At 60.5% G+C, this 14,377-nt stretch carries 17 protein-coding genes and 1 tRNA gene; 15 read left to right on the forward strand and 3 right to left on the reverse strand.

The window, feature by feature from the left end; all coding sequences use genetic code 11:
• Positions 1–14: 14 nt before the first annotated feature.
• From KP004_RS04215 to KP004_RS04260, 10 genes are all read left to right on the forward strand, one after another.
• Entirely contained in the window at positions 15–1,172 is a 1,158-nt protein-coding gene (locus KP004_RS04215) for an ABC transporter permease (protein ID WP_216801145.1), read from the forward strand.
• Positions 1,173–1,429: 257 nt separating this feature from the next.
• Positions 1,430–2,173, forward strand: coding sequence for an MJ1433 family protein (locus KP004_RS04220; protein WP_216801146.1), 744 nt, complete (start codon positions 1,430–1,432; stop codon positions 2,171–2,173).
• Positions 2,174–2,269: 96 nt separating this feature from the next.
• Positions 2,270–3,349: a prephenate dehydratase gene (gene pheA, locus KP004_RS04225; protein WP_216801147.1), complete on the forward strand. Its 1,080-nt coding sequence runs from the start codon at positions 2,270–2,272 to the stop codon at positions 3,347–3,349.
• Positions 3,350–3,360: 11 nt separating this feature from the next.
• Positions 3,361–4,221, forward strand: coding sequence for a prephenate dehydrogenase (locus tag KP004_RS04230; RefSeq protein ID WP_216801148.1), 861 nt, complete (start codon positions 3,361–3,363; stop codon positions 4,219–4,221).
• A gap of 125 nt (positions 4,222–4,346) precedes the next feature.
• Positions 4,347–5,636 carry a 3-phosphoshikimate 1-carboxyvinyltransferase gene (aroA, locus tag KP004_RS04235; RefSeq protein ID WP_216801149.1) on the forward strand — a complete coding sequence of 430 codons (1,290 nt, stop codon included), beginning with the start codon at positions 4,347–4,349 and terminating at the stop codon, positions 5,634–5,636.
• Positions 5,633–6,334 carry a (d)CMP kinase gene (gene cmk / locus KP004_RS04240; protein ID WP_216801150.1) on the forward strand — a complete coding sequence of 234 codons (702 nt, stop codon included), beginning with the start codon at positions 5,633–5,635 and terminating at the stop codon, positions 6,332–6,334. Before aroA ends, cmk begins: the two co-directional genes overlap by 4 nt.
• Positions 6,335–6,336: 2 nt before the next feature.
• The gene (ispH, locus tag KP004_RS04245; RefSeq protein WP_216801151.1) at positions 6,337–7,188 is read left to right on the forward strand and encodes a 4-hydroxy-3-methylbut-2-enyl diphosphate reductase; all 852 of its coding nucleotides are present in this window, start codon (positions 6,337–6,339) and stop codon (positions 7,186–7,188) included.
• Positions 7,189–7,256: 68 nt separating this feature from the next.
• Positions 7,257–9,011 (forward strand): 30S ribosomal protein S1, encoded by a 1,755-nt coding sequence (locus tag KP004_RS04250; RefSeq protein WP_216801152.1) that lies wholly within the window; start codon positions 7,257–7,259, stop codon positions 9,009–9,011.
• Positions 9,012–9,064: 53 nt separating this feature from the next.
• Positions 9,065–9,346: an integration host factor subunit beta gene (locus tag KP004_RS04255; RefSeq protein WP_183347696.1), complete on the forward strand. Its 282-nt coding sequence runs from the start codon at positions 9,065–9,067 to the stop codon at positions 9,344–9,346.
• Between the two features lie 23 nt (positions 9,347–9,369).
• A tRNA-Leu gene (locus KP004_RS04260) sits at positions 9,370–9,456 on the forward strand.
• A 129-nt stretch (positions 9,457–9,585) separates the two neighbouring features.
• Here the strand turns inward: KP004_RS04260 and KP004_RS04265 are convergent.
• Entirely contained in the window at positions 9,586–10,194 is a 609-nt protein-coding gene (locus tag KP004_RS04265) for an outer membrane protein (RefSeq protein ID WP_216801153.1), read from the reverse strand.
• Positions 10,195–10,422: 228 nt separating this feature from the next.
• Between KP004_RS04265 and KP004_RS04270 the strand changes: the two genes are divergently transcribed.
• The 3 genes from KP004_RS04270 to KP004_RS04280 all read left to right on the forward strand — a co-directional run bounded on the left by KP004_RS04270 (position 10,423) and on the right by KP004_RS04280 (position 12,501).
• A complete protein-coding gene (locus tag KP004_RS04270) occupies positions 10,423–10,647 on the forward strand; it encodes a hypothetical protein (RefSeq protein WP_216801154.1) in 225 nt (74 codons plus the stop codon).
• 62 nt (positions 10,648–10,709) lie between these two features.
• Positions 10,710–11,339: a DUF3109 family protein gene (locus KP004_RS04275; RefSeq protein ID WP_216801155.1), complete on the forward strand. Its 630-nt coding sequence runs from the start codon at positions 10,710–10,712 to the stop codon at positions 11,337–11,339.
• Between the two features lie 535 nt (positions 11,340–11,874).
• Positions 11,875–12,501: a fibronectin type III domain-containing protein gene (locus tag KP004_RS04280; protein ID WP_216801156.1), complete on the forward strand. Its 627-nt coding sequence runs from the start codon at positions 11,875–11,877 to the stop codon at positions 12,499–12,501.
• An 81-nt stretch (positions 12,502–12,582) separates the two neighbouring features.
• On the opposite strand, the gene KP004_RS04285 is transcribed toward KP004_RS04280, so the two are convergent.
• Positions 12,583–13,005: a pyridoxamine 5'-phosphate oxidase family protein gene (locus KP004_RS04285; RefSeq protein ID WP_216801157.1), complete on the reverse strand. Its 423-nt coding sequence runs from the start codon at positions 13,003–13,005 to the stop codon at positions 12,583–12,585.
• 233 nt (positions 13,006–13,238) lie between these two features.
• Between KP004_RS04285 and KP004_RS04290 the strand changes: the two genes are divergently transcribed.
• Together KP004_RS04290 and KP004_RS04295 are read left to right on the forward strand one after the other, a co-directional pair.
• Positions 13,239–13,598, forward strand: coding sequence for a VanZ family protein (locus KP004_RS04290; protein ID WP_216801158.1), 360 nt, complete (start codon positions 13,239–13,241; stop codon positions 13,596–13,598).
• 16 nt (positions 13,599–13,614) lie between these two features.
• Positions 13,615–13,788 (forward strand): hypothetical protein, encoded by a 174-nt coding sequence (locus KP004_RS04295; RefSeq protein WP_216801159.1) that lies wholly within the window; start codon positions 13,615–13,617, stop codon positions 13,786–13,788.
• 80 nt (positions 13,789–13,868) lie between these two features.
• Here KP004_RS04295 and KP004_RS04300 read toward each other — a convergent pair whose 3' ends face one another.
• Positions 13,869–14,318: a BON domain-containing protein gene (locus KP004_RS04300; RefSeq protein ID WP_216801160.1), complete on the reverse strand. Its 450-nt coding sequence runs from the start codon at positions 14,316–14,318 to the stop codon at positions 13,869–13,871.
• Between the last annotated feature and the right edge of the window lie 59 nt (positions 14,319–14,377).

Below are 14,377 nucleotides of genomic sequence, written 5' to 3' on the forward strand. Positions count from 1 at the left end.
TTTTCGAGGTTTTGATGTTCTTCCTGAAATACATCCTCAGGAATCTCTTCCGGCACAAGCTCCGCTCCGTCCTCACCATCGTGGGGGTGGCCGTGGCGGTGCTCGCCTTCGGCCTTTTGCGCACCCTGGTGGGGCTTTGGTACGCCGGCGCCGAGCACGCCTCCGACACGCGTCTGGTCACCCGTAACGCCATCTCCCTGGTCTTCCCGCTCCCCATCTCCTACCTGGAGCGGATCCGCGGCACCGCTGGGGTGACCTCGGTCTCCTACGGCAACTGGTTCGGCGGGTTCTACAAGGACGAGAAGAACTTCTTCGCCAACTACGCCATCGAGCCGCGCGGGTACCTGGAACTCTATCCGGAGCTCGTGCTTTCCCCCAAGGAGAAGAACGACTTCCTCCTGGACCGCAAAGGGTGCATCGTCGGCGCACGTCTGGCCAGGACCTACGGCTGGAAGGTCGGCGACCTGATCACCCTCAAGGGAACGATCTACCCCGGGCAGTGGGAGTTCGTGCTGCGCGGCATATACCACGGCAAGGAGAAGGCGACCGAGGAGCGGATCCTGCTCTTTCACTGGAGCTACTTGAACGAGAGCATGCGTCAGACCGTCCCCCGCCGCGCCGACCAGGTGGGGTACTTCGTCGTGGGGGTGAAAAAGCCGGAGCTCGCCCCCGACGTCTCCCTCGCCATCGACTCGATGTTCAAGAATTCCCTCGCGGAGACCCTCACCGAGACGGAGAAGGCGTTCCACATGAGCTTCGTCTCCATGACCGAAGCGATCATGATCGCCATCCAGATCGTCTCCTATATGGTGATTGCCATCATCATGGTGGTCGCGGCCAATACCATGGCCATGACCGCGCGGGAGCGTATCGCCGAGTACGCCACCCTGAAGACGCTGGGCTTCAAGGGGGGGCACCTGGCCGGGCTCATCTTCGGCGAGTCGGTGCTGATCTCGGTGGTGGGAGGCGTGGTCGGGGTGGTTGCGACCTTCCCTGCCGCCCACTGGATCGAAACCGAGCTGGCCCAGTTTTTCCCCTATTTCAGCGTCTCGACCGAGACCATCCTGCTCGAATTGCTCGCCGCCCTGTCGGTGGGCGTGGTCTCCGGGATCTTCCCCACCTGGCGCGGCGCCACCATCCGCATCGCCGACGGGCTGAAGCGGATCGGGTAAGGCCAGAGCGTTAAAATCCTCAACGCAAAGACACCAAGCCGCAAAGGCGCGAAGAGAAACCAAATTCTTGTGTTTTCAAGCAAAACCCAGTATAAGACCCGCCTGTATTCCGCTTTCCAGCCGTACTCTTAGAGGTTCCCCCCTCGGCGCCTTTGCCTCTGATGTGCAATGCTCTTGGTTTTTTCTCAGCGTCTTAGCGGCTTTGCGCCTTCGCGTTAGAGCTTTTTCTTTGTGTTTTTGATTTTAGGAGGTACCCGTTGAGATTTTTTCGTCTGCCCAAGGACCGCATCGTCTGGCTGCTGCTGCTGGTTTCCCTGGCCCTGTACCTCGCTGATTACTTCCTGTTCCCCCGCGCCGAGGAGATCGGCTTCAACTTCATGTCTAACGTGGCCTTCCTCCCGGTCTACGTCCTGTTCGTCACCCTCATGATCGAGCGTGTCCTCAAGGAGCGCGAGCGCGAGGCGATGATCAAGAAACTGAACATGGTCATCGGCATCTTCTTCAGCGAGGTCGGCTCGCCGCTTTTGCGGGATCTGCACGATTTCTACCCGGACGGAAAGGAACTCTCGACCAGACTCGGCATCACGGTGCGCTGGCGCGCCGAGGATTACCGACAGGCCCGGGAGTTTCTCAAGGATCACGAGATTCGCCCCGATTCACGGGCCGGCGACCTCGCCGCCCTCAAGGCCTTCCTGGCCGAGAAAAAGGGGGTGATGCTGTCGCTCATGGAGAACCCGAACCTTTTGGAGCATGACTCCTTCACCGACCTGCTCTGGGCCGTGTTCCACCTGATCGAGGAACTCCAGGCCCGCCACTCCTTGTCCGACCTGCCGGCCAGCGACCTGGAGCACTTAAGCGGGGACATGAAGCGCGCCCACACCCACCTGCTCATGGAATGGCTCTCCTACATGGCGCACCTGCAGAAGGACTACCCCTACCTCTTCTCTCTGGCGGTCCGCATGAACCCCATGAACCCCGAGGCGCACCCCGAGGTGACCTGACAAAGAGAAAAAAAGTTGCATCTTTGCGGCGGGTGCCTTATAAGTATCAGCTCCGCAAAAAGTGCCACTATCCCTCCTGAAAGGTGACCGAAAGCTTTGAAAGAAAAGCAGACTCTGGCAAAACTCCGTCAGGAAATAGATGCGGTGGACGATCGCATCCTGGAACTTCTCAACGAGCGGGCCAAGCTCGTGATGCAGGTCGGCGCGGTGAAGACCGAAAACCGCAGCGACTTCCACGTGCCCAGCCGTGAGCGGGAGATCTATGACCGGCTCACCGCGGCCAACCCCGGCCCCTTCCCGGCCGAGGCGGTGCGGGGCGTGTTCCGCGAGATCATCTCGGCGTCTCTGGCGCTGGAGAAGCCTCTGAAGGTCGCCTTCCTGGGGCCCAACGCCACCTTCAGCCACCTGGCCGCCATGCAGCATTTCGGCCTTTCGGCCTCGCTCTCGCCGGAGCGCTCCATCCCGGCCGTGTTCGAGGCGGTGGAGAAGGGTGAGGCGTACTACGGCGTGGTCCCGGTGGAGAACACCACCGAGGGGATGATCTCCCACACGCTCGACATGTTCATGGAGAGCGAGCTGAAGATCAACGCGGAGGTCCTTTTGGAGGTATCGCACTTCCTGCTCTCCAGGACCGGCCGCTTCGAAGACATCAAGAAGGTCTACTCGCACCCGCAGCCCCTGGCCCAGTGCCGCAAGTGGCTCGCCGAGAACCTCCCCAACGTGCCGCTGGTCGACGTCGCCTCCACGACGCTCGCCGCCCAGATCGTGGCCGAGGACTACACCGCGGCGGCGATCGCCAGCGAGTATGCCTCCTCCATCTACAATCTGAAGATCGTGAAGGCCCGCATAGAGGACCAGGTCAACAACTTCACCAGGTTCCTGGTCATCGGCCGGAAGGTGGCAGAGCGCAGCGGCGACGACAAGACCTCGCTCATGTTCTCCGTACGTGACGAGCCCGGCATCCTGCACCGCATGCTGGAGCCGTTCGCCAAGCGCGGCATCAACCTCTCCAAGATCGAGTCCCGCCCGCTCAAGAAGAAGGCGTGGGAGTACATCTTCTACCTGGATCTTTCCGGGCACATCGCCGATCCGGAGGTCGGCGAGGCGGTCAAGGACCTGTCCGGCTGCTGCCAGTTCGTCAAGGTGCTGGGATCGTACCCCCGGGCGCGCCAGTGAAAGGGACGGGCATGGTCTATTTCAAGAAAATGGCCGTGATCGGCGTCGGTCTTATCGGCGGTTCCCTGGCCCGGGTCCTGCGTGAGAAGGGAGCCGTGGGCGAGGTGGTCGGCGTCGGCCGCGGCGAAGCGAACCTGAAGCGCGGCGTGGAGCTCGGCGTCTTGGACAGCTACACCACCGACGCGAGGGAAGGGGTGGCCGGGGCCGACCTGGTCTTCGTGGCCACGCCGGTCTGCACCATACCGAAGGTCGTTGCCGAGATAGCCCCCTTTCTTGCTCCGGGCTGCATCGTCACCGACGGCGGCAGCGTGAAGGAGACCGTGGTGACTGCCTGCGAGCCGCTCATGCCGGCCGGGACCTTCTTCGTCGGCGGGCATCCCATCGCCGGGACCGAGCATTCCGGAGTCGAGGCCTCCTTTTCCACCCTGTACATGGGGAGGCGTTGCATCGTCACCCCCACCGCCAGCACCGATCCGGCCGCATTGGAGAAGGTGGTCGAGCTCTGGAAACTGGCCGGTTCCACCGTGCCGCTCATGGATCCCGTGCAGCACGATCGGGTGGTTGCCGCCATCTCGCATCTGCCGCACATGGTCGCCTACTCCCTGGTGAATGCGGTGGATGGTTACGACCGTTTCGGCGGCGATCTGCTCTCCTTTTCTGCGGGCGGTTTCAGGGATTTCACCCGGATCGCCTCCTCCGATCCGGTCATGTGGCGCGACATCGCCCTCACCAACCGGGAGGCGATACTGGAGATGATGGACTTTTTCTCCGTGTACCTGGAGAAGCTGCGTGGGCTGGTCGCCGAAGGCGATGCCGACGGCCTGCAGGCCTTCTTCCTCAACTCGAAGCAGAAGCGGGACGCGATTCTCTAGCGCCGCTTCTGTCCGGCCCGGTCGCCCCGGCAGATCGACTGGTCCGACTGGTCCGACTGGTCCGACTGGTCCGACTGGTCCGACTGGTCTGACAGCAAAAAATGAAAGCGGCAGCGAGGTGCTTCATGCAAAGCTACACCGTTCAACCCGCCAAGGGGGTGCGCGGCGAGATCCGTGTTCCCGGCGACAAGTCCATATCGCACCGCTCCATCATGTTCGGCTCCATCGCCAACGGCGTGACCAAGGTCTCGGGCTTTCTGCGCGGCGAGGATGCCCTCGCCACCCTGGAGGCCTTCCGCGCCATGGGCGTCCAGATCGACGACGACGGCGAGACGGTCACCATCGTGGGCAAGGGGCTGCACGGACTCGAGGAGCCGACCGACGTCTTGGACTGCGGCAACTCCGGCACTTCCATGAGGCTCCTTACCGGCCTCTTGGCCGGACAGAGCTTCTTCTCGGTCCTCTCCGGAGACAAGTACCTGCGCGCCCGTCCCATGAAACGCGTGGTGGGGCCGCTCTCCAGGATGGGCGCCCGCATCGGCGGCCGCGCCGGCGGCGAAAAGGCGCCGCTCGCCATCCAGGGCTCCCCCCTCAAGGGGATCGAGTACGACTCCCCGGTCTCCAGCGCGCAGGTTAAGTCGGCCATCATGCTGGCCGGACTCTACGCAGAGGGTGAAACCGTGGTGCGCGAGCCGCACCTCTCCCGCGACCACTCCGAGCGGATGCTGCGTGCCTTCGGCGCCAACGTCGAGACGTTTCCGGGCGGGGTCAGGGTTCGCGGCGGCGCCGAGCTGACCGGACGCGACATCGTGGTCCCCGGCGACATCTCCTCGGCCGCCTTCTTCATGGTCGCGGCATCCATCGTCCCGGGAGCGGACCTCATCATCAAGGGCGTCGGCATCAACCCGACCCGTACCGGCATCATCGACATCCTGAAAGGGATGGGGGCGAACCTCGAACTTCTGAACGAGCGCGACGAAACCGGAGAGCCGGTGGCCGACATCCGGGTGCGCCACGCGCAGCTCAAGGCAATGGCGATCTCCGGCGAAGTGGTGCCGCGCGCCATCGACGAGTTCCCCGCCATCTGCGTCGCCGCGGCACTCGCCCAGGGGACGACCGTGGTAAGCGGGGCGGAAGAACTGCGGGTCAAGGAAACCGACCGCATCGCCGCCATGGCGGACAATTTAAGACGGGCCGGGGTCACCGTGGTGGAGACGCCGGACGGCATGGAAATTACCGGCGTATCCGCCCTCAAGGCGTGCGCCGCCGACAGCTTCGGCGACCACAGGATCGCCATGTCCATGATGGTGGCAGGGCTCGTCGCACAGGGGGAGACCACCATCTCCGACGTCGACTGCATCGCCACCTCGTTCCCCGGCTTCCGTGAACTTCTCGAGGGGGTAGTACAGCGTTGAGTGCAGTTAGAGAAAACGGCGTAATCGTAGCCATAGATGGTCCCTCAGGGGCTGGGAAAAGCAGCCTCACCAAGCTCTTGGCCCAGCGCCTGGGCTATATCCACATCGATACCGGCGCCATGTTCCGCGCCGTCGCCCTCATGGCCAGACGCGCGGGTATAGCCGTCGACGACGACGCCCGCCTGGCTGAGCTGTGCCGCGGCCTGGAAGTGAGCTTCGTGAGAGATGGCGAGAACTGCCGCGTGCTCGCCAACGGCGAGGACGTGTCCAGGGAGATCCGCACCGAGGAGATCGGGCTGCTCACCTCGGCGATCTCGGCCCGAAAGCCGGTACGGGAGGCCCTGTTGACCATGCAGCGCGCCATGGGCACCAAGGGGGGCGTCATCCTGGAGGGACGCGACATCGGCACGGTGGTGTTTCCCGACGCCGAGGTGAAGTTCTTTCTCTCCGCCAGCGCGGAGGAGCGCGGCCGGCGCCGCTACCTGGAGCTCGCGGCCCGCGGCGACCAGGCAACGCTCGAGGAGACCATCGCCAAGGTGATCCAGCGCGACAAGCAGGACGAGGGGCGCGAGCATGCGCCGCTCAGGCAGGCCGAGGACGCGCTTCCCATCGACTCCACCACCCTGTCCATCGACGAGGTGCTGGCGGTCATGGAGAACGCGGTGCGCGAACGCCTGGCCCAGGGAGACAAGGGGTAGTCATGGAAGTGATACTGGCCAAACACGCAGGGTTCTGCTTCGGGGTGAAAAGGGCCACCCATCTCGCCTTCGACGCAGCCGACCGCAGGGGAGACACCTACACCCTGGGCCCCATCATCCACTCGCCGCAAGTGGTGCAGCGGCTCGAGGAGATGGGGGTGAAGTCGGTCGAGAACGTGAGCGACATCGACAACGGCAGCACGGTGATCATCCGCTCGCACGGGGTCGCCGCCGAGGAACTCGAGGCCGCCGTTCGCGCCAACCTCGAAATCGTCGACGCCACCTGCCCCTTCGTCAAGAAGGCCCAGGAGCATGTCGCCACCCTCTCCAGTGAGGGGTACGACGTGGTCGTGGTAGGGGACGCCGTGCATCCCGAGGTGCAGGGGATCGTTTCCTACGCCACCGGACGTGTCTACGTGGTCAGCTCCGGCAAGGACGTGGAGAGGCTGCCGCGGATGGCCAAGATGGGCGTGGTGGCTCAGACCACCCAGTCCTTCGAGCACCTGAACGAGGTGGTCGCCGCCTGCCTCGCGCGCGGCGGCGAGACCAGGGTCTACAACACCATCTGCGATGCGACCGCGGTGCGCCAGGAGGAGACGAAGAAACTGGCCGGCGAGGTGGATTGCATGATCGTGATCGGCGGCTTCAACAGCGCCAACACCAGGCGCCTCACCCAGATCTGCCGCGAGCTTTTGCCGCGCACCCATCACATCGAGACCGCGGGCCAGATCGACCCGGCCTGGTTCGAGGGGGTGCAGCGGGTGGGGGTGACGGCGGGAGCGTCGACGCCGAAGTGGTTGATCGACGAGGTAACGGAAAGAATTTCGGCCATCGATAGAGATAAAATAGGTTGATATTTTTGTCCGATGTGCTAAATTAGCTCGATTTTATATGGAGATTACACGAGGGGGTAACGGTTTCAATGGGTGAAGAAAAACGTACGTTCAAGAAAAAAGATATGCCGATTAGGCGGTTACACGATAATGACGAGGAGCTGGACCAGGCAGAAATGGGTGGCGAGTTTGCTGACCTTTTCCAGGACAGTCTGAGGCAGCCGCAGAGCGGCGAAGTCGTCAAGGCTGTCGTGGTTCAGATCGAGCAGGACGTGGTGCTGGTTGACGTCGGCTACAAGTCCGAGGGCGCCATCCGCATCGCCGAGTTCATCGACGAGAACGGCGAGTTGACCGTCAAGGTCGGCGACGAGGTGAACGTCTACTTCGAGCGCGGCGAGAACATCCGCGGCCACATGGTTCTTTCCAAGAAGAAAGCCGATTCCCAGGTCGCCTGGGAAGCCATCGCCGCTGCCGGCGAAGGCGGCAGCATCGAAGGCAAGATCACCGGCAAGGTCAAAGGCGGCATGACCGTCGATGTCGGCGTCGAGGCGTTTCTCCCGGCTTCGCAGGTTGACCTGCGTCCCGGCGGCAACATGGACCGCTTCATCGGCCAGACCTACGAGTTCCGCATTCTCAAGCTGAACAGAAAGCGCGGCAACCTGGTGCTGTCTCGTCGCGTGCTCCTCGAGGAGGAGCGTGACAAGGCAAGGACCGAGACCCTGGCCACCCTGAAGGAAGGCGACATCGTCAACGGCCAGGTGAAGAACATCGCCGAGTACGGCGCGTTCGTCGACCTGGGCGGCGTGGACGGCCTGCTGCACGTCACCGACATGTCCTGGGGCCGCCTGGGCCACCCGTCCGAGATGGTCAAGGTAGGCGACACCCTGAAGGTCATGGTGCTCAAGTACGACCGCGAGAAAGGCAAGATCTCCCTGGGGCTCAAGCAGACCGTGCCCGATCCGTGGATCAACGTGGCTGAGCGCTACCAGGAAGGCGAGCGCGTGCGCGGCAAGGTGGTGAGCCTCACCGATTACGGCGCATTCATCTCCCTGGAGGACGGCATCGAAGGTCTCGTGCACGTCTCCGAGATGTCCTGGACCCGCCGCGTCCGTCATCCGTCCGAGATCCTCAAGGTAGGCGAGGAAGTCGAGGCGGTTATCCTGGGCGTAGATCCGGGCAACCGCAGGATCTCCCTCGGCCTCAAGCAGACCGAAGTGAACCCCTGGACCGTGATCGGCGAGCGTTACCCGGTCGGCACCAAGATCGAGGGGCAGATCAAGAACATCACCGACTTCGGCGTCTTCATCGGCATCGAGGACGGCATCGACGGCCTCGTTCACGTCTCCGACATCTCCTGGACCCGCCGCGTGAAGCACCCGGGCGAACTGTTCGGCAAGGGTCAGACCGTTCAGGCCGTGGTTCTCAACATCGACGTCGAGAACGAGCGTCTCTCCCTGGGCATCAAGCAGCTGGTTCCGGATCCGTGGGAAGAGATCCCCAGGAAGTACAAGCCGGGCTCCAAGGTCAAGGGCAAGGTGACCTCCGTGACCGACTTCGGCATCTTCGTCGAGATCGAAGAAGGGATTGAAGGGCTGATCCACGTCTCCGAGATCTCCTACGAGAAGGTCGCTTCCCCGAAAGACTTCGCCAACGTGGGCGACGAACTCGAGGCAGTGGTGCTGAACGTGGACATGGTCGATAAGAAGATCGCCCTTTCCATCAAGGCGCTGCAGACCGCAATGGAGAAGGCCGAGATGGCTTCCTACATGGGTAGCCAGGGTGAGGCGACCTCCAGCTTCGGCGACCTCCTGAAGGAGAAGCTGAAGAAGAGCACTGAAGAATAGACCAGTCACTTCGCCGACTGAGTAATCTAATAGGTTCATATTTGAGGTGTTAAATGACTAAGAGCGAATTGATCGACAAACTGGTAGAAGTACGCGGTGCTCTGACCCGCAAGGACTCCGAGGCTGTGGTCTCCATGGTGTTCGACGCCATGAGCGAGGCTCTGACCAACGGCGACAAAGTGGAAATCCGCGGGTTTGGCAGCTTCACCATCCGTGACCGCGAGCCGCGCGAGGCGAGGAACCCCAAGAGCGGCGAAATCGTCAGCATCCCGAGCAAGAAAACCCCGTTCTTCAAGACCGGTAAGGACCTGCGCGAGCGCGTGAACAACATCTAGCAGGTTGACACCGACGGGAATCGGCCCGGATGGCGGAATTGGTAGACGCAACGGACTTAAAATCCGTCGGCCTCACAGCCGTGCCGGTTCGACCCCGGCTCCGGGCACCACGGTAATCAAGAAAATGGGAGCTAGGCTTTGCCTAGCTCCTTTTTTGTACCCAAACCTGTTGGACTCAGAATTTAAAAAAGGCCACGAACGTATGTTCGTGGCCTTTTTGTTCTTCTTCTGATGTAGATCTAGAACTTCACCCTAACGCCTGCGAGGATGTTGCTGCTGCCATAGGACATGTCGACACCGTCCATAGAGAAGTCGCTTGCCGCCCCCTGATACCGGTAGCTCAGATCAAGGTTGACGTTGGGTGCAGCCTTAAGGGTGACGCCTACCATCGCCTGATAGCCAAAGGTGGTGTCGCTTATGTCGTCGAAACCATCGGAGAGTTTCCCGTCAACGATGCCAAGTCCGGCGCCCACGAAGGGGGACACCGAGGAGTCCTTAGAGAAGTCGTAATAGGCGTTGATCATGTAGCTCGTTACGCCCAGGTCTCCTTCCACCTTCTCCGAGGGGATGCCCGGGGCCGAAAGTTTGTCTGTGTCGCACTTGCGGTAAGCTATCTCAGCTTCAAGCCTCGGGCCAGTCGCCCACTCGTAGCCTACAACGCCACCTACTTCAAATCCTGGATCAAAGGTGAGATTGGCCTTCGTGCCGAATCCGTCCTCAAGATCGCTTTCGTGCATGATTGCGATGCCGGCGTTAAGACCAACATACGGTCCAGGCTGTGCTGCCATTACGGACGTAGCCGATGCTGCCACAAAGAGTGCGGTTGCTGCGATCACTTTGAACTTCATTATTCTACCTCCTATAGGGAATAGGCTCATTCTGAGCCGAACAGCTGGTAGCCGGTAGCCGTTTCCGGACCCCGAGAACCAGGTGCCGGGACGGGCGTGGTGAGACTGACACGAGAAGGCAAGGTGCCTGAATATGGCATTGTTTATAAGTTTTTTATGCTAAATGTTAACTTATAATGTGGCAATATTGACTTAAAAAACGAACAGGTCAAGTATTTAATCAGTTTTGTGGTCGATTATTACCATTTGTCGTATCGAAATGACTATGGCTGGGCGATCAAAGACTTGGATTTGATAATTTTCTTTAAATTGGACTTTGTGATGGTCTATCTCAGCCAAGCCTTTTTAGAGTTGATTGCAATGCTGTCTCCCATTGCGAACAAGGGCACATATGCTGGTATGACTACCGAAGGGAAACAAGGTGACAGTGCGACGGGAACGGTGTATGTATAGCAGGTTGATACCCTAGCAGTGCTGATTGGAAGCTCACGCCGAATATGTCAAGCCACGTAAGTATGATGGTGAAAGGTTGCGACCCGGCGGGATGCCAGGGGCTTTGTTGCTACGACGGGGTGTACCTGTTGCCGGGGGAGGATGAGCTGATACGGGCGGTGGTGCAACGCTACCCGGATCATTTCCGGGATCTGCCCGCCGAGTACCTCGTCGAGGGCGCGTGGCCGGACGGCACCCGTGGGATAAAGACCGCCACCACCCCCTTTACCTTCACCACTTCCGACTTCCCGCCCCATTTCAACAACACGAAGTGTGTTTTCGCCACCAGCGATCACATGTGTTTGCTGCAGTCTCTTGCCACTGAACTCGCCGTCCACCGATGGACCTTCAAGCCGACGGCGTGCTGGCTTTTTCCTCTGACCATCAATGACGGTGAACTGGCTCCCCCACCCATGCCCGGCGAACCCGATCCCGACTACATCGACGCATCCTATCCCGGTTACGTCACCTTCGTGCCGTGCGGTAAGTTCGCTCCGGACGGCATCCCCTGGGAGGAAGCGTTCGCCGACGAGATCGCCTTTTTCGACACCGTCGACCAACTCCCCCTCTGGGCCAACCGGGGGCTTTCCGTTGACGAGATCATCGAACTGGCGAAGGATGGACCGAATCCCTTTCAAACTTCTTCTGAATAACGATTTCCGATACTGACCGCCACGGTGGATGATGTCTATCCCATGCGGAAAAGGTCTCCCCCGGTGCGGAAGAGGTCTCCCCCGGTGCGGAAGAGGTCTCTCCCAGTGCGGAAGAGGTCTCTCCCGGTGCGGAAGAGGTCTCTCCCGGTGCGGAAGAGGTCTCCCCCGGCGCGGAAGAGATCTCCCCCGGCGCGGAATAGGTCTCTCCCGGTGCGGAAGAGGTCTCTCCCGGTGGGGAAGAGGTCTCCCCCGGCGCGGAATAGGTCTCTCCCAGTGGGGAAGAGGTCTCCCCCCGTGCGGAAGAGGTATTACCCGGCGCGGAAGACGTTTCTTGTCTGCGGATGAGACTTTCCTAAGGGGTAGTCTTCATCAGCCTGTAGAAGAAGGTACCGCTACTTCATGTTCCTGCCCCATTGGAAAGGCATCTCCCGGCTTACCTCCGCCTTTCGCGCGAATATTTATCCTTGCCAAGTTCATACAATCCCTTATACTGCTACGCGTAATTAGAAAATACCAATGTTTACAGGGAGGCGCTATGCGGATCAGCAGTTTGTATCGAAAAATGAACGCGGTAGCTCTCATCAATGAACTGGGCTCCGTCGCTGCGGCGATGGAAAACAACCCTGCCTTCAAGAATGGAGTGCCTCAAGGGGTGAGCAGCGCCGCCGCGTTGCTAACCGCGAGGGAAAAGGTAAGGTTCACCCATGAAGCTGCCTCGACACACGATTCTGTCAAGATCAAGGAGCGCAAGGCTGCTGAGGGGGAGGCCGTGAAGCACTTGGACTCTGTGGCGGCGTTCTACCAACTCGCCGCGGTTAGCGACCCCAACGTCCTCCTCTATACTGGATTCACTCCGGCGCCGACACGTAAGGGGGAACCGCTACTGTCGATGCCGCAGGGGCTTGCCATCTACCAGGGGCCGGTTCTCGGCAGCGCCGCTGTCACGGTAAATCATCTTCAGGGTGTGATGTTATGGGAGCTTCAGGTGGCGGAAGGGGACCTATCCCTGGAACGGAACTGGCGCCCACACATCTTTACCGTGGGAGATCCGATGATTATCAACGGCCTGACCGTCGAGCGGGAACACGGCTTCCGGGTCAGGGGGTATAACCGAGCGGGTGCGGGGCCGTGGTCGCCGCCGGTGACTTTTACCCCGAAGTAGGGATGGCCGGATAATGAAAAGGCGTCCTCCTGGTGCAGGAGGACGCCTTTTTTGAACTCGAACCAACGAACGGATGCGCAGCTAGAGCTGGATGAACTCTTTGGGGTCGGTATTGGTCGCCATGGTCCATACCGTAGCGATCCCCTTCTTGAGTACGTACACCGCCAATTGCTCGTAGCCGACCTTGTCGACCCATGGCTTAAGGAATTCCCGCTTGGCAACGATCTGCTTTTTAAGGTCGAGGTCTTCCAGCGACTCGACCGTGCCGGCAATCCGGACCTGGATCAGGTTCTCGAAGATGCCGTTGCTGAAGCAGAGCTCCACCTTCGGGTTCTTGGTCAACTGGTGGTAAAGATCCTTGATCTTGCCGGTGTTGAAGATGATGCCGTTCTCGTCCGCCCTGTACAACAGCATGCCTCGCACGTGCGGCGTATCGCCGTCGGCAGTGGCCATGTGGAATATCGGGTTGGAGTTCATAAAGCTCAGGATCTCTTGCTTGTTCATATGTCGCTCCTTCAAAGCCCGCTGATGGTCGCTGGTGCTCAGACAACGGATATTATACAACAAAGTTGAATGCTGCAAGACTGGGTGTTGGGTAACATGATTAGGAGTGGCCAATAAAAATACCGGCGGGCGGTAGCCAGGAAGCGGCCATCCGGTAAAATGGTGGCCTATCGGAATTCCTGTAGGCATATGGTGCAATCGGTCGCAGCACAAGAGTACAGGAGGTTACCGCAATGAAAACAGCCATCGCGCTCCTTGCATTACTGTTTGCCTTGCCGGCACACGCCCTCGACAAGGACAAGATCTCCCATTTCGGGGGCGGCACCATCCTGGGCCTGGCCTCGGACACGATACTGTACCACGCGACGGACCTGGAGCGGCCCAAACGGATGATAGCTGCCACGGGGCTGGCCATGGTACCGGGCTTTGCTATCGAAGTGGCGGACGAGTTTACGGGGACCCACTTCGGTTGGTATGATCTTCTTGCAGACGGCCTGGGAGCGGCGACCGGCGTGGTAGCCGGCGAACTGATCAACGGCAAGCTCTGGGTCAAGGCTTCGGCGCGCCAGGTGCAGTTGACCGGGCGTTGGTGATGTCGAGGTGGGGAGCATGAAAGAAGAACGCGATACAGATCCCGCGCAGCGCTGGGTCGCCACCTTCACCTGGGAAGACAGGCTCATCGCCAGGTTTTTCCCGCGCTTCTTCAAGCGTTATGCGCCCGAGGAGGTGCAGCGGCAGTGGGAACTGCTCCAGGCCCGCAAACGGGAGCGCAGCGACGGTTAGGTGCCGCAGTTTCCGGAAACGGCAAAGGCCAGGCTACCCGGGCAGCCTGGCCTTTGTCTTAGCTGTGCGCCTCAGCGCAGCTACTTCTGTTCTTTCTCGTCCTTCTTTTCCTTCTTTTCCTTCTTCTCTTTCTTCTCCTTGGGCGGCGCGACTTCCAGTTCGTTGCTCACCTTCCCCTTGCCGACCACGGCGACTGCGGCCTTTTCCACGGTCTTCTTCTCGTCTTCGCTCTTCACCGGCCCTTTCAGGGTGACGTGCCCGTCCTTGGTGATGATCTTCACGTTGTGAGCCGTGATGGACAGGGACTTGTCTTTGACCACCGTGCGCCGGATCTCCCGGGTGATCTCCCGGTCGGTCTTGTTCTCCTTCTGCTGATCGGCGGTCGCACCCTTGTTCTCTTCCTTGTTCTTCCTGGTGTTGTCGGCTTTGGTGGTGTCGGCTTTGTCCTGGGCTGCCTGCAGCATGGGCGGTGCGCCCAGGGCGACGGCGGCTGACAGTGTGGCGGCGAGTAGCAGATTGATCGTTTTCATCGTGGAAACCCTCCTTCATCTTTGTGTTATTGGGGTCATGCCCGTTTTGTGAATTAGTA

It is taken from the genome of Geomonas oryzisoli, assembly GCF_018986915.1.
GTDB classification, from domain to species: Bacteria; Desulfobacterota; Desulfuromonadia; order Geobacterales; family Geobacteraceae; genus Geomonas; species Geomonas oryzisoli.